The following is a 23,183-nucleotide window of genomic DNA, read 5'->3' on the forward strand; positions in this document are numbered from 1 at the left end:
AGGGGGAACCTGTACCGTTATTTCATGAAACAACTTTCATCTGGTGGAGAGCAGCCCGTTACAGTAAAATTTTAAGGATACATATTCAATTTCCAACATCCTAAAGAAGTGCAATCGATGTTGCAATCTTAGTATAGAACGGGGTAGTCCGACTCCTTAATATAAGTCCTGTAAGCCAATACATTGCACTGGGGGAAACGCAGTTGAAAGAACAGAAGAGAAAGTTGCTGCCTACCATGGTACTCGCGGGAGTGATCTCCCTTACGGCGATTACAAGCGCATGCGGCAACAATAACAATGCACCGGACAATGCCGATGCGAGTGCGAGCAAAGAGCCAAGCAACACGGCTTCTGCGGAGAATACGAATACAGGCACAGAAGCGAAAGACGTTAAATTCGATCCTCCGATTACGATTACGTATTTGCGCCCATGGGGCCCGGATGTCAAATTCAAATCGGGCGAAGACCAGGACAACAACGTTCATACGAAATGGGCGCTGGATAAATTCGGCATTCAGCTCAAGAACCAATGGATTGCTCCTTCCACGAACAATGCCTTTGAAACGAAGCTTCGCCTGTCTCTGGCAACAAACGAAAAAATGCCGGACATTATTTCGTACCGGGGCGACTTCACGCTTGTGAGAGAGCTGATTGATTCCGGCCGTTTCGTTGATGCGGGCGAGCTGTTCGACAAATACGCCAGCCAGGTATGGAAAGATGCGATGAACGAGGATCCGACCGTATGGTATCCGTACATGGAGGACGGCAAGCGGATTGGCATTCCGATTCTCGATTACGCTTACAACGGCGACCCTGTTATGTGGATCCGCGAGGACTGGATGCAGAAGCTGGGACTTTCGGCTCCAAAAACACTGGATGATCTCGAAAAGGTAATGGATGCCTTCACCAACCAGGATCCCGACGGCAACGGCAAGAAGGATACATACGGTCTGGCGATTGGCTTCAAAAACTGGATTAATACATGGATGTCGGATGCGGGCTGGATCTTTGGCGCTTACGGCACGATGCCTAACCAATGGAACAAAACCGCGGACGGCAAGCTGGAATACGGCTCCGTAACCGAGGGCTCCAGGAAGGCGCTTGCCACGCTTCAAAGCTGGATGAGCAAAGGCTACCTGCCAACCGAAGCGGGCTTGTACGACGAGACCAAAGCGGCGGAAGACTTCACGGCAGGCAAAGCGGGTATTGTCGTTGGTCCTCACTGGATGCCGGCATGGCCGCTGGAAGACGTGAAGAAGAACAATAAAGACGCACAGTACAAAGCTTATCCGCTGCCAGCGGGACCAGACGGCCAAGTGGGACGTCACGGCACATCGAACTCCAACGGCGTTGTCCTGATTAATGCCGAGATGGAGCATCCGGAAGCGTTCTTCGCTTACCAGAACTACCTATTCGAGCAATACGCGAATCCGCCGGTTGGCGGAGAGTTCGAGAACGGCCTTGCCGAAGGCTATGACTGGGTTACGGTAGACGGTCAGGTGAAAACCGATGCGGCAAGCACAGGCGGTTACGCACCGGAGAAATATACGATTACGTTTGACGGTGCGCGTATTCCAAGCCTGAACATGCAAGTGCTCTCAAAGCTGGCGAACGGCGAAGAAGCGACTACTCCATTCGAGAAGAAGCTTAAGATGAGCACGCCGCAGCCAGTGCTGGAAGCGGCTAAAATCGTACAGGGGCAGAAGGATTCGGTTCTGCCTCAAATGTTTACGGGCGCTCCCACCAAGACGATGCAGACAAGCAACGATATTCTGGGCAAAATGGAGAAGGATACCTTCTCTCAAATCATCTACGGCAAAGCTCCGGTTGATTCATTCGACAAGTTCGTAGAGAAGTGGAAATCCTCAGGCGGCGATAAAATCACTGAGGAAGTAAACGAGTGGTACCAATCCGTCAGCGGCGGAACAAAATAATAATAAGTTTTCGAACCGCCTCTCTATATTAGAGGCGGTTTTTTTTCGCCCCCCCGCTCGTAAAAAGAGCAGGGTTCTTTGCGGCGTAACGCCCGTAAGGGCGCAGGAAACCGGACGGAGCGGGCAGGCACGGAGCAAGTGAATGCTTTTGAGAAGCGGGGTTTATGCTTCCGGAGTAGCTTTCTTGCAGAAAGCTTGTAGTCCGCCTTTGTTTCCGGATTCGGACCACTGGTCCAATTGTTCAATCCGGAAACAACAGCGGTCGAAAGGGCATTCACTTGCGTAGTGCCGGCCATTAGCGTAGTCCCATACCCCCAGCGCCAAAACCAGTTACCCGCAACAACCAACTCTTTTTATGTTATAGTATTGGTTATTTAAAACGACTTACGCAAAATGACGGGGGAGCTTCACATGGTATGGAACTGGTTCATTCGGAAAAGCAGCGTGCAAAATAAGTTTCTGATCGCTTCGCTGGTGCTGATTATTATACCGCTGGGACTGTTCGGGACGATCTCGCTGCAGATCTCCAAGGACTCCATCACCTCGCAGGTCAGCCAGTCGAACCTGAAGATGCTGGGACAGATTGCCGATAAGACCGACCGGATGCTGGATGACATTATCGCGGTGTCGAACCAGTTCTTCCTCAGTACCGAGGTGAACCACGCGTTTACGCAAGCCTTTGATCCAAGCAGCTACGAATATGCCATGCAGCGGGCTTCCTTCGATCAAATGCTGTCCAATTCCATCTATTCGTTTAATCGGATCAGCTTTCAAGTGCTGCTGAGAGGATTAAACGGGTTTGAATTTCCGGGGAACGGCATGGAGGAGACGTTGTCTCAGCCGGTCAGCTCGTATTCGGACAAAGAGTGGTACCGAGCGGCTGTCTACGGTCAGGGCCAGATTATTTGGGTAACCGAGCCCATGCCGGAGCTGACGGGAGTGGACCGGGGGGCCGCGTTCTACGGCGTACGGATCAGCAAACGGTTTGAGAGCGGTTCACCTACCGGCATTGTAGCGGTCAGCGTTGACGAAAGCTCGCTTAGCGACCTATACGGCAGCGCGCTCGATAAAGCGCAGGAGATCGAGATCGTGGACGCAAACGGCAGGATCATCTCTTCCGGGCATAAGGACCAGATTCGGCAGTCGCTGGCCGACCGGCCGTATTATTATAAAATCCGGGATTACGATTCCGGTTATTTCCGGGCGGAGGAAGGCGGGAAGGAGCAGTTGATCTCTTTCCAGACGATCGGCAAGACGAATTGGAAGCTGATTTCCTACACGCCAACCGCGACGGTATTGTCCAGCATTAACCAGCTTCAAAAGATCGTCATTCTGGTGTTCGCGGGCGTTGTTCTGCTCGCTTACGCGGCGTCCTATTTCATGGCAAGGCGTCTTGCCGTCCCGATCAAAAGATTGTATAACCATTTTGGACGGGTGGAGCTTGGCGACTTATCCGTTCGTCTTCCCGTTAACTCGGAGGATGAGATCGGGCATTTGACGAGAAAGTTCAACCGGATGATCGAACGGATTCAAGAGCTGCTGGAAAATATCCGGCTGGAGCAGGAGCGCAAAAGACATGCGGAGCTGCAGGCGCTGCAATCGCAGATCAACCCGCATTTCCTGTACAATACGCTGGCCTCGATCCGCTTTATGCTCGTGAAGCACAAGCCGGAGACGATCGATTCGGTGATCGTAGCGCTGGTGAAGCTGCTGAAGCAATCGATTTCGAAGCAGGACGAGCTTATTCCGATCGGGGAGGAGCTCGAGATGGTCCGAAATTATTTGTACATTCAGCAAGTCAGGCAAGGAGACCGGATGGAGGTCCGGTATGAGCTTGAAGAAGAACTCTACGAATACAAGACCATCAAGCTTATTTTGCAGCCGCTCATCGAGAATGCGATATTCCATGGCCTGGAACGCAAGGGAGAAGGACAACGGCAGCTGGTCGTGAGAGGGTATATGGAACGAACCGATATTTGTTTTGAGATCGAGGACAATGGAATCGGGATGGATCTAGGGGCCATGGAATCCGAAGCGGCGGGAGAGCAAGACGGAAAGCTGGTTCACCGGGGCGGCTACCGGAATGTTCACGAACGGCTTCAGCTGAATTTTGGCGGAAACTACGGAATCAGCGTGCAGTCGCAGGCAGGGGAAGGAACCACGGTTCTGATCCGGATTCCGGCTATACACAAATGGGAGGAGGTGAGGACAAGATGAATATTCTCATTGTGGATGATGAACCGATGATCCGGGAATGGTTCCAGATGACGGTGGAGCGGACGGGCGGCGATTACCGGATCGCTGGCGAAGCTTCAAACGGCGAGGATGCTTTAACCTTTTGCCGGGCTAACCCCGTTGATCTTGTCGTAACGGACATTAAGATGCCGGGGATGAACGGTATCGATCTCATCAAAGCGCTGAAGGAGGAAATGCCGCATATCCGGTCGGTCGTCTTCAGCTCTTACAGCGAGTTTCAGTTCGCGGCCGAAGCGCTGAAATTTGGGGCAAGCGAATATATTTTGAAGGCGGAAATCACGCTGTCCGGACTGGAAGAGATTTTGCAGAAAATCAAAAAGGATATTGACCTGGATCAAAGGGCGGCCAGCGAGATGAATGCGCTGAGATACAGCCTGAATGAAAGCCAGATTACGCTGCGCAATGCCTATTTCCGCGAACTCTTGGAGGGCGGCCGTGAAGCGGCGAATGGTTTCGCGGAGAAAATGGAGCGCCTGCATATTGGGTTGTCCGAGAAGCATCTTGCCCTGCTTTTGGTTGGGATCGCGCAAGGCGAGGAGCCGCTTCGGATTCAGGACGAAGGGCTGCTGCAAAATGCGGTCATCAACATTTTGGACGAGACGCTGCAGCATGAGCTGGGTAACGGCTGCTCTTTCCTCTATAAGCCGGGTCTCTATATCATGCTGTGCAATTCGGTTCATACGGGACTGAAGTCGCAGCGGGAGTCGCTGCTTGTGCTGGCAAGCCGGGCAAGCGAGCATCTCCAGCGGTTTGTCGGGGCTAATGCCGTGATCGGAATCAGCCATATGTACAGCAGGCTGTCGTATTTGCCGGAGCAGCTGTCCGAAGCGCTTGCGGCAGCCGACCGTCATTTATTTTACGGCGATCCCGGCATTGCCTGGTATGAAGGAAACGGCAGCGCAGGCGGCGCGGCCTACAACGGTACCGGCTCCGGCTGGACGTCAACGTTTCAGGGCTATCTGGATAACGGACTGACGGCTAGGGCCGGATCGTTCCTCGAGATAATCATGGACGAGATGGAGACGGGCAGATTCCTGTCCGCCAAGCAGGCGAGGTCGCTGATGCTGGAGCTGATCTATATTGCGGTCAACCGCGGCCGGACGGTAGGCGTTCCGATGGAGCAGTTGGAAACCCTCTATATCGATGCCCATGTGGAGGTTCAGCGGTATGCAACGTTCCGCGAATTGTCCGGTTGGGCGAGAACCATCTTTCACCGGATTATGGACCTGATCAACGCGCGGCGTCCGCAATATGGCGAAGCGGTGGAGCGGGCATGCGAATATATTGCGCTGCATTACGCGGAAGACCTGATGCTGCAGGACATCGCGGATCATGTTCATCTGAGCAGGACGTACATCAGTGAATTATTCAAGAAAGAAACGGGCATGAATTATAACGAGTACCTGATGCAGGTGCGAATGGAAAAGGCCAAGGAGCTTTTGAAGCGGCAGACCTTGAAGGTTGCCGATGCCGCGGCGCTTGTCGGTTATTCGAATACGAGCTATTTCATCAAGCTGTTCAAGAGCTATACGGGCTTCTCTCCGTCGGAATATATGGAGCAGCAGCGGAAAATTTAAATAACAGATCCATCCCCTAAACATCGCGATAGCGGTGTTTTTTTGCGACATCCAAGAATAACCGAATATCGGAGCATGGAATCCGAATATTTTGTTAGTCACTCTCGATGAAGGGCATGACTGTGCTTTATTCCTGTACTTTTGAGCTGAAAGACCGGAATATGGCGTCACTGGCGGGCTCTGTATTTCTATATACTTCACAGTAGATTCAACAAAGGGAGGTCATAGGAGATATGAAAAGAAGAAAAAGCATCATGACGGCGCTATGCGTGACCGTGCTGGCCAGCGTTGCGCTAACCGCATGCGGCGGCAATTCCACCGAGCAGCTGAACCCTAAGGACAACGGTTCTTCCGGCGGCAGCAAGACGCTGACATTCTGGCGGGCGGGCACGGACGCGCCGGAGAAAGCGTATTGGACGCGCGTCATTCAGGAATTCGAAGCCAGCCATCCGGGCGTGAAGGTGAACTACAGCGAGGTTCCGTTCGGCAACGACATGGAGACCAAGCTGAATGCCGCTTACGCAAGCGGTACCGCGCCGGATGTGCTGTCCTATACACTGGCATCGGTTGCCCAGCGGGCAAATCTTGGCCAATATGAACCGCTTGACGCTTATACGGACAAGTGGGAAGGCAAAGGAGACATGATGGAAAGCGTGCTGAACACCGGCATGTACAAAGACAAGCTCTATGGCCTCGGGTTTATTCCCGACCCGCGCGTTCTGTTATGGCGCAAGGACCTGTTCGAAGCGGCGGGACTTGATCCCGAGAAGCCGCCGGCAAGCTGGGAAGAGCTGGCGAAGGACGCGGAGCTGTTGACGAAGAAAGACGGCAATACAACGGTGATGGCGGGTCTCGCGATTCCAACGGCTAACGCTTGGACCTTCTGGCAGTCGTTTGTCCTGCAGAACGGCGGCAAAATCATTGATGCCGACAAGAACGAGCCGCTCTTCGATTCTCCGGAATCGATTGAGGCAACGCAGTATATCGTGGATCTGGTGAAAAAAGGCGTAACGATTCCGAACGACTCGGCGAAATCCAACGAGAACCTGTTCCCGAACGGCAAAGCCGCAATCGCTTACGACAGTCCGGCGGCTTACGTCAACACGCAAAAGGATCATCCGGAGCTGGCCGGCAAGATAGGCGTATCCGGTCCAATCGAACGCAAGACAAAAGCAACCTTCGCCGGTATGCGCCTGCTCTTCATGAGCTCGCAAAGCAAGCAGAAGGATCTGGCGTTTGAATTCATGCAGACGGTCATGTCCAAGGAAGAGACCTGGAACCGTTACAAGGAGCTTGGCACGCCGGTTGTCCTGAACTCGCTGAAGGATGATTACATCAAAGACAAACCGGAAATGAACCAGGCGGTATTCGACGCGGTATCCTACGGGGAAGGTGCTGCAAAGGTCACTTACTCCAGCAAAATGTACGAGATCATCAGCCAGCATCTTGAAGCAGCCTTCTACAACACGAAAACAGCGGAGCAAGCCATGAAGGATGCGGCCGCGGAGCTGAAAAAAGAGCTTCCGAACCTGATTACCAACTAACCGGCATTCATCTAGCAAGTGGTAGGCGCCTGTTGCTGCAAGAAAGACAGGCGCCTTTTTCAAAGGATTTTTCTTATTGAAGGAAGAGAGGTGAGGCGTTATGAATTCCGCGAATTCGGCAACGGCAGCAAGCAAGGTGTCAACCCGCAAAAGCCGGCGGCGCGCCCCAATCGATAAAGCCGGATACTTGTTTATTGCCCCGGGTTATCTCGTTTATTTCGCGTTTATTTTTATCCCGCTGCTGGTGGGGCTGTATTACAGCTTTACGAACTACAACTTCTATTCGACGCCGGCGTTTATCGGTTTCGACAACTACGTAAGGCTGTTCCATGACAAGCTGTTTGGCACGGCGGTGTACAATACGTTTATTTATTCCTTGTTTTCGATTTTCCCGCAGATGGCATTAGGCCTCTTGCTCGCGGTACTGCTGAACGGTAAGCTGAGAGGCCGCTTGTTCGCACGCGTCAGCGTTTATATTCCGAACGTCACCTCCATGGTTGCGGTCTCGATGATCTGGCTGTGGATTTACGATCCTTCCCTTGGGATATTGAATCGCGTGCTGAAGACGGTTGGCCTCGCCCCGGTGCAATGGCTGTACGATCCAAGCACGGCGATGGCCGCTATCATTATGATGGGAATCTGGAAATCCATCGGCTACACGATGATCGTGTATTTGTCAGGTCTGCAGTCCATCCCTACAAGCCTGTACGAAGCCGCTCATATGGATGGCGCAACAAAGGTCCGGCAGTTTTTCGCCATCACGATCCCGATGCTTAAGCCAACAACGTTTTTTATTCTGGTTATGTCCTGCATCAACTCGTTTATGGTGTTTGAGCAGGTTAACATTCTGACCAACGGCGGACCGCTGAACAAAACGACAACCATCGTGCATCAGATTTACCTGCGCGGCTTCCAGGATTTCCAGATGGGCTACGCATCGGCGATGGCGATGGTCCTGTTCGTGATTACGCTGCTTATTACTTTGCTGAATTTCCGTCTCGGAAATAAAGGGAATGACACGGATGTGGATTAGGAGGCGGACCTGAAATGACTAGAAAATGGCCTACTGTACTTTTTTCAATCGTTATGTTTATCATTGCATTGCTTATGCTGTTCCCGTTCTTGTTAATGGTTGTTACTTCGCTGAAAACGATGGGCGAGATCCAGTCCCCGACGTTTACGTTTATTCCGAAACATTGGTTATTCGACAATTACTCGGTCGCCATGGGACGAGGCGATTGGCTCCGATATTTCTATAACTCGTTTATCGTAACCGGCGTTACCGTTGTAATCAGCCTGGTGTTTAACTCCATGGCGGGCTTTGCTTTTGCAAGGCTGCGGTTCCCGGGCCGGGACGTGCTCTTCTTCTCCGTGCTGATCGGCATTATGGTGCCGCCGCAGGCGACGATGATTCCAACCTTCCTGATGATGAAGATGTTCCCGTTCTTTGGGGGGAACGACTGGATGGGGCAAGGCGGTTTTGGCTTCATCAACAGCTATACGGGTCTGGTGCTGCCGTTTATCGCAGGGTCCTTCGGGATTTTCCTGTGCCGGCAATATTTCTTGAATTTTCCGCGGGCGCTTGACGAGGCGGCGCAGATTGACGGAGCGAATGTCTTCCGCGTCTTCTTCCGGATCTATCTGCCGCTCAGCAAGCCGATTCTGGCAACGCTGGCAATCTTCAAGACCACGGCAACATGGAACGATTACATGTGGCCGCTTATTATGACCAATACGGAGCATATGCGGACCGTGCAGCTTGGCCTCACCATTTTCCGCAGCGAGACGAACGTGGAATGGAATTTGCTGATGGCGGCAACTACCTTAGTCGTATTGCCTCTTGTATTATTATTCTTGGCAGCGCAGAAATACTTCGTGCAGGGGATTGTAACAACAGGTCTGAAATAAGGGGGATCTCATGAGAACGATTATGATTATGCTCGATACGTTGAACCGAAGAGCTTTATCCGCTTACGGCGGGGACGGCGTTCGGACGCCTAATATCGACCGGCTGGCAGAGCAGTCCGTCGTCTTCGACCAGCATTGGTCCGGGTCGCTGCCTTGCATGCCGGCTCGGCGCGATATGCTGACGGGACGGGCCGCCTTTCTGGAAAAAGGCTGGGGCGGCATTGAACCGTTTGACCGCACTTTGCCATCGTCGCTGAGGGAGGCCGGCGTGTTCAGTCATATCGTTACCGACCATTATCATTATTTTGCTACGGGCGGAGAGAATTATTGCCAGTCCTTCTCCACTTGGGATTTCCACCGGGGGCAGGAGGATGATCCTTGGGTTTCTTCTATTAAGAATCTCCCGGAGCCGGAGCGTTATTACGGCCAGGTGCGCGCGCAATGCGAGAAGAACCGTACGCAATTTCTTCGCGAAGAGGATTATCCGGGGCCAAGGACCATTCGGGCGGCATGCGATTGGCTGGAGAAAAACGGGCGCGAGGACCGGTATTTCCTGACCGTGGAAGCTTTTGACCCGCATGAGCCGTTTGATACGCCCGATCATTATTTGCGGATGTACCAGGACAGCTATGAAGGTCCAACCTACAGCTGGCCGAAATACGGCACAGTTGACGTACCGCCGGAGGCGCTTGCCCATATTCAGAAGCGTTACGCGGCTACTCTTACGATGATCGACCATTGGCTTGGCAAGCTGCTCGATACCATGGAACGGCTGGATATTCTGGACGATACGCTTGTTATTTTTACGACCGACCACGGTTTATTGCTAGGCGAGCACGAACAGACCGGCAAAAACGTCATGCATGTCTATAACGAGCTGGCCCATATCCCGCTGATGATTCGTCTTCCCGAAGGGCGAGGGGCGGGTACCCGTATCCAGGCGCTTACGCAAATTATCGATCTTATGCCAACGATCCTGGATTATATGGGAGCTGAGATTCCGGAAACGGTGCAAGGCGCCTCGCTTCGCGGATTGCTCGAGGGAACCGAGGAGAAGGTTAGGGAAGCGGCTTTGTACGGCTACCACGGGATGTGCGTCAATGTGACGGATGGCCGTTATACGTATATGCGCGCACCGATCTCCAAAGATAACTACCCGTGTTATGCATACACAGCTATGCCGACCACCTTCCGTTCTTATCTCGGACGCGTAGCGCCGGAGCGTATTGAAGCGGGCCGGTTCCTGCCTTATACGGCCTATCCGGTGTTCAAAATTCCGGAAAGCACGCAAGGGGTAACGTATGCCCGGAATCAATTCGTCATGGAGACGAAGTTATATGATCTGGCGGAGGACGAGCATCAGGAGCATCCGCTTCAGGATGAGGCGGCCGAGGCACGGATGATGGAGCTTCTCGTTGCGGGCATGAAGCAGGCGGGGGCGCCGGAAGAGCAGTATGCAAGGCTTGGCCTCTTGCAACAATAATAGAGCAGATGGCAGTATTAACTCTTCCGTGAAATAACAAGCGGAAAGCGTTGTACTGCCATTTCTTATTATGGTAGTGTTGAAATAAGAGATTCTTAGAGTGGTTAGATTGATCATAGACACTTCTTATACGGAGAGGAAGTTGAAGATGGCACAGGAATCGGATCATAACACGGTAAAATCCTGCTGTTCAACCGATCGTTCATCGGTTGTCCTTGCACCAAAGAACCTGAAGCTGAAAGCTGCGGTTAAACCGGCGGACTCTAAGCCGGCAGCCGATTCGAATTCCGATACAACGGGAATGTTGTTCATTCCGGGAGGGACCTTCCTGATGGGAACCAATGATAAGGAAGGCTTTGCGGCAGACGGGGAAGGCCCGGTTCATAGCGTAACCGTAAACAGCTTTTATATGGACGAAACGGCGGTTACGAATGAGCAGTTCGGACGTTTTATCGCGGCAACGGGATACATCACCGAAGCCCAGAGGTTTGGCTGGTCCTATGTATTCCATCTGTTCGTCTCGGAGGCGGAAGCGGCGAAGGTGAGGACGGTGCCGCAGGCGGCCCCTTGGTGGTACCCGGTAGAAGGCGCGGACTGGAACCATCCGGAAGGACCGGATTCTACAATTGAAGGCCGCGAGGATCATCCGGTTATTCATGTCAGCTGGAATGATGCGATGGCGTATTGCGAGTGGGCGGGCAGGCGTCTGCCGACGGAAGCGGAATGGGAATACGCGGGCCGAGGCGGACTTGCGCAGAAGCGCTACCCGTGGGGCGATGAGCTGAAGCAAGGCGGCGAGCATAACTGCAACATTTGGCAGGGCAAGTTCCCGGTCAAAAATCACGCCAGCGACGGTTACTTAGGCACTGCCCCGGCCAAGAGCTTCCGGCCAAACGGCTACGGTCTCTACAATATGGCCGGCAATGTATGGGAGTGGTGCTCGGACTGGTTTAGTCCGACCTACTACCAAAGCGGCGAAAGCGATAACCCGCTTGGCCCTCGCACCGGTGAAGGGCGCGTCATGCGGGGCGGCTCGTATCTCTGCCACAGCTCCTACTGCAACCGTTACCGGGTAGCGGCGCGCAGCAAGAATACCCCCGACAGCTCCACCGGCAATTGCGGGTTCCGCACGGTGCTGTCCGCACCGCAGCAATAATGGAAAAGCCGTCTACCAAGCTGCAATTAGCTTGGTAGACGGCTTTTTTAGTGCCCTCAATCGCGGTGGCTCGTCACCCCCGGCTCCAAAGGGCCGTTTTCTCCAAGCTTAACGATGCCGCGCATCGTTAAGCTCCCCGAAACAGCTCGCTGGGCTGCCTTAACGATGTCGCACATCGTTAAGGCGCGCCAAATCGGCCGCAAGCACGGTTTCCCCCGGAACTTTTCATTAAGCCGCTTCCTTCTGTCCCGTCCAACTTACAAGTCACAATCTTATCCTTTCAGGTCACCGGAGTGGTAGTGAGACTCCCGCCCAAAATCCTACAATGAACTCATGAACCACGGCATACCGGGGTCAACAAACCTACAAGAGTTGATAAAGGGAAGGGAGCTCTCAACGATGTTAAAGAGCAAAAAGATGCTTATCACGCTTAGCCTGCTGGCTGTATCGATGTCGCTCGCCGCATGCGGCGGCAACAATAACGGCAATAGCACAACTGGTGGCAATGCCAACGCCTCCGCAAGCGCCAATACGAACGCTAACGTGCCGGCTTCGGAATCGCCAAGCACGGATGCGGCGGCAACAACGGAAGCGAACGGTCCGACTGAAGCGAAGCCTGCCGAGCTCACGATTTGGCCGGATACGGCGGAAGACAAACTCGCGGTCATCCAAGCGGCAGCAGATAAATACACGGCCGCAACAGGCATCAAGATCAATATCAAGCCGGTAGCGATGAACGATCAGCCGGATGTGCTTGCCCTCGACGGTCCTGCAGGCAAAGGTCCGGACCTGTTCTACCAGCCGGGCATCGGCAGCTTGGTTGTGAAGGGTCTCGTGCAAGAGGTGAAAGCGTCGGATGAAGTAAAGGGCACCTACACGCCGGAAGCGCTTGCGGCTCTTAGCCAAAACGGCGTGCTGTACGGACTGCCGCTTGTAACCGAAACGTACGCTCTCTTCTATAATAAGAAGCTTGTTCCTACGGCGCCTGCAACGATTGCAGACCTGGAGCAAATTATGAAGGACCAGACAGACGCGAAGAAGCAAAACTACGGCTTCCTCTTTGAGGCGGCGAACTTCTACTTCGCTTGGGGCTTCCTCGGCGGCGAAGGCGGCTATATTTTCAAAGACAACGGCGGCAAATACGATATCAACGATATCGGTCTGAACAAGGAAGGCACGGTAAAAGGCGCTTCCCTGATCCAAAGCTGGTTCAACAACGGCTACCTGCCTAAAGGCGTAAACGGCGACATCGTTGGCGGTCTGTTCACGCAAGGCAAAGTTGGCGCGGTTATCAACGGACCGTGGGCTATCAACGATTACAAAAAAGCGCTCGGCGACGATCTGGCGGTTGCTCCAATCCCTACCCTTGAAGGCGGCGCACATCCAACCTCCTTCATCGGCGTAAAAGGCTGGATGCTCTCCAAGTTCTCGAAGAGCCCGGAATGGGCGGCAGATTTTGCGGCCTTCCTGACGAACGAAGAGAACGCGCTTGAATACTTCAAGAAAACGGGCGAGGTTCCTCCGGTTATCAACGTACTGAACAATCCGGTTCTGACGGGTGATCCGCTTGTAGCCGGCTTCTCGCAGCAAATCCAATACGGCCAGCCGTTCCCGACGGTTCCCGAGCTTGACCAGGTATGGGATCCAATGGCGAATGCCCTGAAATTCATCACGGAAGGCAAAGACGTGCAGGCTTCCCTGGACGATGCCGTCAAACTCATTAACGACAAGATGAAAATGGCCGGCGCGAAGTAAGGCAAATCTTGCACGCCACACCATGAACGAATGGAAAGGGGCTCCCGCAGCCCCTTTCCATATTAAATTGCATTCGGAAATATGGAAGGTGAACCAGACATGAATCTCAATGCCCCGGAGCCGGCTACGCAGGCCAGACAGAGCCATCATAATCCTGCCCTCGCGACGGTCCTGTCCATCGTCCCTGGATTAGGCCAGCTGTACAACCGAAGGTGGATTAAAGGAATTGTATTTCTTGTCATTGGCTTAAGCTTGATCCTTGCGTTATCCATGCCTATAGCAAACAGCATCGCAGGAATGATTACGCTCGGGGACAACCCGGAGACCGATGATTCCCGCAACCTGCTCGTTCAAGGCTTGTTATCGGCTATCATCGGCTTCATCCTGCTGAGCCTTTACGCGCTGAATATGGTGGATGCCAGCAAGGATGCGAAAAAACGGCAGGCGGGGATCCCCACGCCATCCGTGCGGCAGGCCTTCCAGGACAGCTGGGAGCATGGCTTCCCTTATTTTGTCGTCGTGCCGAACTTCATCATGATGGCGCTGATCGTTATTTTCCCGCTGCTGTTTATGATCTCTCTCGCTTTTACCAACTACAACCTGTACAATTCTCCGCCTGCCCATTTGCTGGATTGGGTCGGTTTTGCGAACTTCAAAGCCCTGTTCACGGAAGCCGTGTGGAGCAAAAGCTTGTTTACCGTTCTATCCTGGACGGTCGTATGGACGCTTGTCGCGACAACGCTGCAAATTATGCTGGCCTTTTTCCTTGCGGTGATGATCAACGACAGCCGCGTCCGATTCAAGCGCTTGATCCGTACGGTTATGATTCTCCCTTGGGCGGTACCGTCTTTTATGACCGTGCTGGTGTTTACGGCCATGTTTAACGATACGTTTGGCGCGATTAACCGGGATATTTTCTCCCACTTCGGCGTGTCGATTCCTTGGCTCTCGGATCCAACCTGGGCGCGAGTAGCGATTATCGGCATTCAGGTGTGGCTTGGTTTCCCTTATGTGTTCACGCTGATTACCGGCGTCCTGCAGGGGATCTCGAAGGATTGGTATGAAGCAGCCGATGTGGACGGAGGCTCCCGCTGGAAGAAGTTCCGCTTCATCACGATGCCGCATGTGCTCTTCGCAACGGCTCCGCTGCTCATCATGCAATACTCGTACAATTTCAATAACTTCAATATTATTTACCTGTTCAACAAAGGCGGCCCTCCGGTACCGGGCCAGAACTCGGGCGCGACCGACATCCTGATCTCATGGGTGTACAGCCTGACGTTTAAGGAGAACAACTACAAAATGGCTGCCGCCGTGTCCATCATCATGGGTATAGTCGTAGCGGCGTTTGCTCTCTATCAATTCCGCAGAACCCGTTCCTTCAGAGAGGAGGATATGTATTAAGATGAAACGCTCGCTCAAATCCGCTCTGGAAGTGTCCGGCATTTATCTGGTTGTCCTAATTATGTTCGTCATCATTCTGTACCCGCTGCTGTGGGCGTTCAGCATGTCCCTCAACCCGGGCACCAGCTTGTTCTCGCTCAAGATGATCCCGGACAACTGGTCGCTCGAGCATTACAAATGGCTGTTCAACAGCCCTAGCAGCAACTACACGCTTTGGTACAAAAATACGCTGATTATCGCGTTTGCGAACGGTCTTGCCTCGGTCTGCATCGTTTCCATCGTTGCGTACGTGTTCTCACGGTTCCGGTTTATCGGGCGCAAGAACAGCATTTATACGTTCCTGCTGCTGCAGATGTTCCCGGTCTTGATGGGGATGGTGGCGATCTACCTGCTGCTCAATACGGTTAACCTGCTGGATACGTTTTTGGGCTTGATTCTGATCTATGTGTTTGGCGGCCTGCCGATGAACCTTTTCCTTGTAAAAGGTTACCTCGATACGATTCCGCGCGACCTCGACGAATCGGCCAAAATCGACGGAGCGGGCTACCTGACGATTTTCTTCCGGATTCTGGTACCGCTTGCCAGCCCGATTATCGCGGTCGTTGCCCTGTTTACGTTTATGGCGCCGTTCTTCGACTTCCTGACGCCGCAGATCATTATCCGCAGCCCGGAGAAGTTTACGTTGGCGCTAGGGTTGTACAACTTCATTAACGATAAGTTCGCGAACAACTTTACGATGTTTGCCGCAGGCACGATTCTGATTGCGATTCCGATCTCGATCGTTTTCCTGCTGCTGCAAAGGTTCCTCATTTCCGGCCTTGCCGATGGGGCAACCAAGGGATAAATACGATGCTTTTCAGAGCAGGAGGAATGGGATCAATGCCATCATTATTAAAGAAGCTGATGATACTGTGCATGGCGCTCCTTATTATGATCCCCCCGCTGTCCGCTAGTGCGGACGGCGTTTCCAGGGTTAATAATGAAGACGCTTACATTCGGATTCATAATCCTTGGCAAGGGTATTCGCTTTATGAGGATGCCGGGGGCAAGGTGCGGTACGGGTTTCCAGCAATAAATGATCCGTATGCGCAGTGGTTAATCGAAGAAAAGGATGGACACAAGCGTTTCAAGAACCGCGCGACCGGCCATTACATGAACTCCGAGCAAGTAACGGATGCGAATATTACGAATGCGGTGGAGAGCTCGGCTTTAAGCGAGGGCTCGGCTTCGGACACTTGGGATATTGCGGAAGTAGCCAGCAAGCCCGGCGAGTTCAACCTTATCAGCACCCGCAATTCGTCGTGGATTGTGAACTTCCAGATTCAAGACGGCAAGGTGCAGGCGAACAACTGGGCGCAAAAGGATTGGGGAAGCGCGACATGGACGCTTGAGCCCGCCGATGCATCTGAGCCGGTACGGATCGTCAACCCCTGGAACGGCTCCTATTTATATGAAGAAGACGGGGAAGCGAAATACGGGGAAGTCGCGTTAAACAACGCGTCCTCGCAATGGTTCGTGGAAGACAAGGACGGCTACAAACGCCTGAAGAACCGCGCCACCGGGCATTATCTCCATTCGCAGGCCATTACTGCGGAGCAAATTACGAATCCGGTCGGCATTTCCGCGATTGCCGAGGGCTGGACATCCGATCTATGGTCCCTCGAAGCGGCTGACGATAATGGCGGCATCAACATCGTCAGCTCCCGCGATAACGGCTGGATTGTGAATATCCAAGGCACCGGCAATGGACCGGACGGCATCGTCCGTGCGAACAACTGGGCGCAGAAGAGCTGGGGCAGCGCCGTCTGGAAGCTTGAACCCGCGGCGGATACCGCTCCGAAGCGGATCAAGAACAACTGGAAGGGCACCTATCTGTACGAAGATAGCGGTCAGATCAAATACGGAGAGCCTGCCTACACGGATAAGGCTTCGCAATGGATTCTGATCGACACGGCTACCGGAACATTGCTGCGTAATCTCGCTACCGGTCATTTTGTAACAAGCGTCGATTACGCGGGAGCAACGCCGCTCTCGGCAGAGGACTCGCCAAGCGCGGATTCGGCCTGGGTAGTTGCGGCGGCCAAGAATGACAGCGGTGGTGAAGTCGAAGGCTACATTACGCTTGGAAGCGCCGCAAACGCAAACAGCTTCATCAACGTGCAGAATCAGGACGGCTTCGCGCAGGGCAATAACTGGGCGCAGGCAACCTGGGGCAGCGCGCAATGGGCGCTGGAGGATCCGGCTCCGCCGAAGGAACCCGTTGTTCCGTATATCCGGATCAAGAACAACTGGCTGCAGCTGTATTTGTTCGAGGATGCAAACGGCGTTGTTCAATACGGCAACATACAGCCTTCGGACCGGAATGCGCAGTGGCTGGTTGAGGAGCATGACGGCGTGAAGCGGATCAAGAACCGCGGTACCGGTCACTATTTGAACAATGACGGAGTAACCGAGGACCGGGACGCGCTAAAATCTACCGCCTTGGCCGACGATTCACAGGCTGGCGATTGGACGATCGAGACGTATCAAGGCTATAAGCTGATCGGCAAGCCCGGCGATACCGGCGGCAAATACGTCAACGTCGAGAACAAGCTGAAGCATGCGCAGCTTAGCGTGGTGCCGAAGGATTGGGGCAGCCCGAAATGGGAGTTTATTACGGTAGGCGAGACAACTCCATCCTACGTGCGTCTGAAGAATAGCTATTTTGGCCAATATCTCTTTGAGGACAAGAATGGCAAGGTTGCTTACGGCCAGCCGGCGGCGGACGATCCGGCTTCCCAATGGTCGCTTGAGACTGCTCCGCAAGGCGTATACATCGTGAACAAGGCGACCGGTCATATGATTTCGAATGAGAACATCAACCGTGATCCTACCAATGAATCGGATCCGCATCTGAAAGCGCTGGAAAGCTTGACTCTGGATAAATCATGGGGCAGCGTGCAATGGGCAGTATCGGATGTGGAAGGCGCTGCGAATACAAAGGTATTAAGCAATGGATGGAATGCGAACTGGAATAACGAACCTGCCCGCATCCATATCCAGGACCGGACCGGCTATGGTCAGGCGAGCCCGATTCCTGCCGACTGGGGCAGTGCGCAGTGGGTGCTCGAGCCTGCACCCCAAGCGCAGGCCGAGCTGCCGGAGGGTTTTATACGCATCAGGAATGAAGCTAACGGTCAATACCTGTACGAGAACGGCAACAACGTTGTGCTGTACGGTACGCCTGAAGCAAACAACGCGGCCTCGCATTGGAAGATTGCAAGTCATGACGGCAAGCAGCAAATCGTAAACCGGGCGACCGGCGACGCGATTTCGATTGAACATCTGGAAAGCTACCTCGAGACAACGGCATCGCCTTCCGCTGAAGACACGAAGGTACAATGGGTGGTCGAAAACGGTCCTACAGCCGGCATCTATCTTATGCGCAGTGCCGCAGAGGGCTATGAAGACAACTATATCCATACCGAAGACCTGCAAGGTTACGCGCAGTATGAGCTGAGGTCCGTTGAAAGCCGCGGCGTGCAGTGGAGATTCGAGACGGCACCGGCGGAAGCGGTGACGGTACCGCCGATTGACGGACCGGCCAACGCGGTAACGCCTGTACTGAAGGAGCTTAACGCGGTACGGATTGCGGACGCAGCCAGCGGCAAAGCGCTGATTGAACGCAATGGAGTTATTGTGGCGGATACGCCTGCCGCTGCCGACGGCAAAGCTGCCGAATGGCTGCCGCAGGATTATAACGGCCATAAGCAATACGTGAACCAAGCAACCGGTCATAAGCTGGCTGTGAAGGCAAGCGGTCAGGCAACCGTGTCGGCCGATGGGGCAAGCTTGTCCACGCAATGGGATGTCTCGTCTCACGCGGGTTATCAGTTGCTCGGCAATGCTTCGGCAGCAGGGCAGTATTTGACGCTTGAAGAGAAAGGAGCCGCATCCGTTCAAACGGTAGAGCCATCCGAGGACTCGGCGCATTGGCTGCTTCTGCCCGTGAAGAGCGATGTCCGCTATGAAGCGGAGGACGCTTTCATGACAGGCGGTGTTTTCGCAAACGGTACTTATGCGGCTGGCTTCACGCATGAGGATGCAGTCCTGCTGTTTGCCGTCCATACGGACAAAGCAGATAACTACGCTGCTAAGATTCGTTTCCGGAATAGCGACAGCAGCGTAAAAACGTTAGCTCTTTACGTCAATGGCCTGAGACAAGCAGAAGCTGCGCAGTTCCCAAGCACAGGCGGGAACTGGTCGGACCTTGCCCTCGAGCTGCCGCTTCGCGCCGGCTTTAACACCGTATCGTTTCAATACGATAGCGGCAGTACGGGCGGTATCGAAGCAGATTACCTCCTTGTGCGCAATACGGTAAGCAAGAACTACCGCGGAGCAACTGTTCCGTTTACGACCTATGAAGCTGAACACGGTACAACAAACGGCACCCTCATTAAAGAGGACCGTACGTTTAAAACCTTCGCTTCCGAGGCCTCCGGAAGAGAGGCGGTTCGTCTGGATGCAACGGGACAATACGTCGAGTTCAAGACAACGGAGCAGGCAAATGCGCTCACCATGCGTTATATCCTTCCCGACTCTTCGGCAGGGGATGGCGAAGAGCATACGTTAACGCTTTACGTTAACGGCAGGAAGCAAGGCAAGATCAACCTTTCCAGCAAATACAGCTGGGTGTACGGCAAATATCCGTGGACGAATAATCCGGCTGACGGTGATGCCCATCGTTTCTATGACGAGTCCCGCTTATTAATTGGGGACGTACCGGCAGGCTCCGCGATTCGCCTCGTGAAGGAAGCAGACGATACCGCGCGTTATTACCTAGTGGATCTGGTTGATCTCGAACAGGCGCCCGATGCTTATGCGAAGCCGGAGGGTTACGTATCCGTTGCTGACTTTGGCGCAACAGCCAATGACAGCTCCGACGACTCGGCAGCTTTCGAAGCGGCAATCGCGGCTGCCAAGGAGCAAGGCACCGGCGTATGGATTCCGGCAGGAAGCTTTAATCTTGCGCAAGGACCTCTCCATATCGATAATGTAACGATTCGCGGTGCTGGAATTTGGCATACGGAGCTGCATGGCGCAGGCTTCCTGGCGGAAGGTAGCAAAGTTCGCGTCTACGATTTGTATATGGATCTTGGCGTAACGGGACGCCATGACGAGCTGCGCGAAGCGGGCTTTGACGGAACGTTTGGCCAAGGCTCCGTCATTCAGAACGTATGGATCGAGCATGCCAAAGCGGGCATCTGGTCGATGCGAAGCGATGCGGGAGTTGTGACGGATGGCTTGTACGTAGGCGGCGTGCGTATTCGCGATACCTACGCGGACGGCATCAATTTTACAACGGGTACCAGAAACTCGATGATTGAGCAGACGTTTATCCGGAATTCCGGCGACGACAGCATCGCGCTTTGGTCGCAGAAACCGGAAGGCGTATCCGACGCTGACAGCCGGGTAAGCAACAATACGGTGCGCTTCAATACGGTTCAGCTGCCATGGCTAGCCGATAACGTTGCGATCTTTGGCGGGCGCGATAACAAGGTGCAAGATAACATCCTGTCGGATACGGTAGGCTTTGGTGCGGGGATTGCCGTATCGACGCGGTTTAATCCGGTTGCTTTCGACGGCACCACGCTTATCGAGCGCAATACGCTGATCCGTACCGGCGGCCGCGAGCCAAGCTGGGGGCAAAACATCGGAGCGATTTGGCTGTTCACGGGCGACAAGCCGATTGATGCGGACATTAAAATCCGCGATAACACCGCTCTGGACAGCACGTATCAAGGCTTGTACGTAAACGGGCCAAACGCGATTGCTGACGGTACCCGCAGCATTACGATCGAGAATTACGTCATTGACGGTACCGGCACATGGGGCATTCATGTCAACAATGACGTAAGCGGCTCTATCAATCTGGATAATGTCATTGTACGCAACACCAAGATTGGTCCGGTCTTTAATGCGAAAGCTAAGGGCTTTGAGCTTCGGACGATTACGCACGAAGACAATCCGGGCACAGGCCATACAGGCGGAGGCGGTTCAACTCCGGCTGAGCCATCGGTTAACCATGACGCAGAGCTGAAAGACGGGCTAACCGCAGGCAAAAAAGAGATCGTCATCGACCTGCCGGCAAATGGCGCAGCAGGCACGGCCGAGTTCTCGGGCGCCGTACTGAAGACGGCTGCCTCCGCCCCGCAGGAGGCAGCCATTATCATCCGATATGGCGGTATAACCTACACGCTTCCATCGACGATATGGACGATTCTGGAGGAAGCTGGTTATGCGGATGCGTTGGCCGCTGCCGATGCCAAGCTGACGTTAACACTCTCGCCGGCTTCCGGCACGCTAGTCGACGAAATGAAGAGCAAAGCTGCTTCCGCCGGCTTTACCCTTGCCGGCAATCCGGTTTCCTTCGAGCTGTCGCTGCAATCCGGCGGCCAGTCCATGACCGTCCATCAATTCGGCAAACAATTTATTGCAAGAAGCTTTACGTTTAATGGCCAGGTAGATCAGGCTCACAGCTCTGTTGTTGTTTACGATCCGGCAGCGGGCCTGTTCAGAACGGTACCTGCGTTGTTCGCAAGCCAAGGCGGAGATACGGTCGTGACGGTACTCAGCGCAACAAACAGCTTGTACGCCGTTGCGGTGACGGATGCTTCCTTTAAGGATATCGCTGTCCACTGGGCCAAGGCCGATATTCTGCTATTGGCAAACAAACGGATTGTGAATGGCGTATCAGCTGATCTGTTCGCGCCTAACCGGAATATGACGAGAGCCGAGTTCGCGGCGCTTGTCGTAAAAGCGCTTGGCCTTACACCAGGCAGTGCCGCATCAACACCATCCTTTGCGGATGTCCCTTCAACCGCCTGGTATGCTTCTTATGTGCGGACCGTCGTTCAATACGGCATTGTAAAAGGCATGAGTGACGGGACGTTCCGTCCGAATCAGGAAATTACCCGTCAGGAAATGGCGGTTATGCTGACGCGGGCATTGGACCAGATTACGAAGCACGAACAAATCCACTTTGAAGCGCCCAAAGCGGCCTTCCCGCAAGACGGCAGCCAGATCGCCGATTGGGCGCAATCCTCAATCGACGAGCTTGTTGCCAAAGGCATCATGCAGGGCAAATCGGCCGGCAAGTTTGCGCCGCTCGATCACGCGACACGCGCCGAAGCGGCGGTCACGCTGAAGCGATTGCTTCAGGTGGCTGGCCTCATGAACAAATAATAGGCAGCTAGAAAACGGCAATGGCGCCACTGGATCTTCCAGTGGCGCCATTGCCTATTTTTGTCGTATGACAGCTTGCTGGTTTTGATAGAATAATGATAAAAGCACAACTTGTTAATCATTGCTGATTCAAGACGTAAGATTTTTCATAGGAAATTGAGAAGTTGCTAAGGATTTGTTAAGGAATCATTCGTATACTTGATAACATATCAAAGCGCTCCAGGAGGCATTATGACCGTGAATACAATATTAATGGTAGATGATGAAGCAGAGATCATTAAGCTGATGAGCATTTATCTCCATAACGAAGGATACAGGTATCTGCAGGCGTCAAACGGACTTGAGGCTCTCGAGATTTTGGAAAAGCAGCATGTCGATCTGATCATCCTAGATCTGATGATGCCTAAAATGGATGGAATCGAGGCCTGCATGAAAATACGGGAAAATAATCATATTCCCATTATTATGCTTTCTGCAAAGAGTCAGGATATCGATAAAATATCGGGTCTCAGCGTAGGCGCGGACGATTATGTAACCAAGCCGTTTAGTCCGCTTGAGCTTATCGCGCGAATCAAATCGCAGCTTCGCCGAATGAAGCAATTCAAGACCGGTCCATCAAACGCAAGCGAAATTCAAATTGACAACGTGATTATTAATATCGCCTCCCATACGGTTATGGTCGACCAGAAGGAGATTAAGCTGACTCCAAGGGAGTTTGCGCTTCTGCGGTTTTTGGCGGTTAATCGCGGCAATGTGCTCAGCATGGAGCAGATTTATGAAGAGGTATGGAACGAGCCTTTTATGGAATCCAAGAACAGCGTGATGGTTCATATCCGCAAGCTCCGCGAAAAAATCGAATGCGACCCGCGCAACCCCCGCATTATAAAAACGGTTTGGGGGATCGGCTATAAAATTGAGGCCGTCTGATGCAGAGAGGGGAGT

The 23,183-nt window shown here is 53.4% G+C and carries 14 protein-coding genes; 13 read left to right on the forward strand and 1 reads right to left on the reverse strand.

Annotated features, from left to right (window positions below; translation table 11 throughout):
- The first annotated feature begins 236 nt into the window (after positions 1-236).
- The 8 genes from EV294_RS20940 (at position 237) to EV294_RS20975 (ending at position 11,858) form a co-directional block, all read left to right on the forward strand.
- The gene (locus EV294_RS20940; protein ID WP_481856087.1) at positions 237-1,934 is read left to right on the forward strand and encodes an extracellular solute-binding protein; all 1,698 of its coding nucleotides are present in this window, start codon (positions 237-239) and stop codon (positions 1,932-1,934) included.
- 411 nt (positions 1,935-2,345) lie between these two features.
- Positions 2,346-4,151, forward strand: a complete 1,806-nt coding sequence (locus EV294_RS20945) for a cache domain-containing sensor histidine kinase (protein WP_132310310.1) — start codon at positions 2,346-2,348, stop codon at positions 4,149-4,151.
- Entirely contained in the window at positions 4,148-5,767 is a 1,620-nt protein-coding gene (locus EV294_RS20950; RefSeq protein ID WP_132310312.1) for a response regulator transcription factor, read from the forward strand. Before EV294_RS20945 ends, EV294_RS20950 begins: the two co-directional genes overlap by 4 nt.
- Positions 5,768-6,000: 233 nt before the next feature.
- Positions 6,001-7,311 (forward strand): ABC transporter substrate-binding protein, encoded by a 1,311-nt coding sequence (locus EV294_RS20955; RefSeq protein WP_132310314.1) that lies wholly within the window; start codon positions 6,001-6,003, stop codon positions 7,309-7,311.
- A gap of 100 nt (positions 7,312-7,411) precedes the next feature.
- Positions 7,412-8,344 carry a carbohydrate ABC transporter permease gene (locus EV294_RS20960; RefSeq protein ID WP_132310316.1) on the forward strand — a complete coding sequence of 311 codons (933 nt, stop codon included), beginning with the start codon at positions 7,412-7,414 and terminating at the stop codon, positions 8,342-8,344.
- 14 nt (positions 8,345-8,358) lie between these two features.
- Positions 8,359-9,219 (forward strand): carbohydrate ABC transporter permease, encoded by an 861-nt coding sequence (locus EV294_RS20965; RefSeq protein WP_132310318.1) that lies wholly within the window; start codon positions 8,359-8,361, stop codon positions 9,217-9,219.
- 10 nt (positions 9,220-9,229) lie between these two features.
- Positions 9,230-10,702 carry a sulfatase gene (locus EV294_RS20970; protein ID WP_132310320.1) on the forward strand — a complete coding sequence of 491 codons (1,473 nt, stop codon included), beginning with the start codon at positions 9,230-9,232 and terminating at the stop codon, positions 10,700-10,702.
- A gap of 148 nt (positions 10,703-10,850) precedes the next feature.
- The gene (locus EV294_RS20975; protein WP_132310322.1) at positions 10,851-11,858 is read left to right on the forward strand and encodes a formylglycine-generating enzyme family protein; all 1,008 of its coding nucleotides are present in this window, start codon (positions 10,851-10,853) and stop codon (positions 11,856-11,858) included.
- Positions 11,859-11,914: 56 nt separating this feature from the next.
- On the opposite strand, the gene EV294_RS30390 is transcribed toward EV294_RS20975, so the two are convergent.
- Positions 11,915-12,061, reverse strand: coding sequence for a hypothetical protein (locus EV294_RS30390; protein WP_165930760.1), 147 nt, complete (start codon positions 12,059-12,061; stop codon positions 11,915-11,917).
- Positions 12,062-12,257: 196 nt separating this feature from the next.
- Between EV294_RS30390 and EV294_RS20980 the strand changes: the two genes are divergently transcribed.
- The 5 genes from EV294_RS20980 to EV294_RS21000 all read left to right on the forward strand — a co-directional run bounded on the left by EV294_RS20980 (position 12,258) and on the right by EV294_RS21000 (position 23,168).
- Positions 12,258-13,613, forward strand: coding sequence for an extracellular solute-binding protein (locus EV294_RS20980; protein ID WP_132310324.1), 1,356 nt, complete (start codon positions 12,258-12,260; stop codon positions 13,611-13,613).
- Between the two features lie 99 nt (positions 13,614-13,712).
- Complete coding sequence (locus EV294_RS20985; protein WP_132310326.1) at positions 13,713-15,017, forward strand: sugar ABC transporter permease; 1,305 nt, start codon at positions 13,713-13,715, stop codon at positions 15,015-15,017.
- Position 15,018: 1 nt separating this feature from the next.
- Complete coding sequence (locus EV294_RS20990; RefSeq protein ID WP_132310328.1) at positions 15,019-15,861, forward strand: sugar ABC transporter permease; 843 nt, start codon at positions 15,019-15,021, stop codon at positions 15,859-15,861.
- A gap of 35 nt (positions 15,862-15,896) precedes the next feature.
- The gene (locus EV294_RS20995; RefSeq protein ID WP_165930761.1) at positions 15,897-22,241 is read left to right on the forward strand and encodes an S-layer homology domain-containing protein; all 6,345 of its coding nucleotides are present in this window, start codon (positions 15,897-15,899) and stop codon (positions 22,239-22,241) included.
- 231 nt (positions 22,242-22,472) lie between these two features.
- Positions 22,473-23,168 (forward strand): response regulator transcription factor, encoded by a 696-nt coding sequence (locus tag EV294_RS21000; protein ID WP_132310332.1) that lies wholly within the window; start codon positions 22,473-22,475, stop codon positions 23,166-23,168.
- The last annotated feature ends 15 nt before the right edge of the window (positions 23,169-23,183 follow it).

It is taken from the genome of Paenibacillus sp. BK033 (assembly GCF_004345425.1).
In the GTDB taxonomy this organism is placed as follows: Bacteria; Bacillota; Bacilli; order Paenibacillales; family Paenibacillaceae; genus Pristimantibacillus.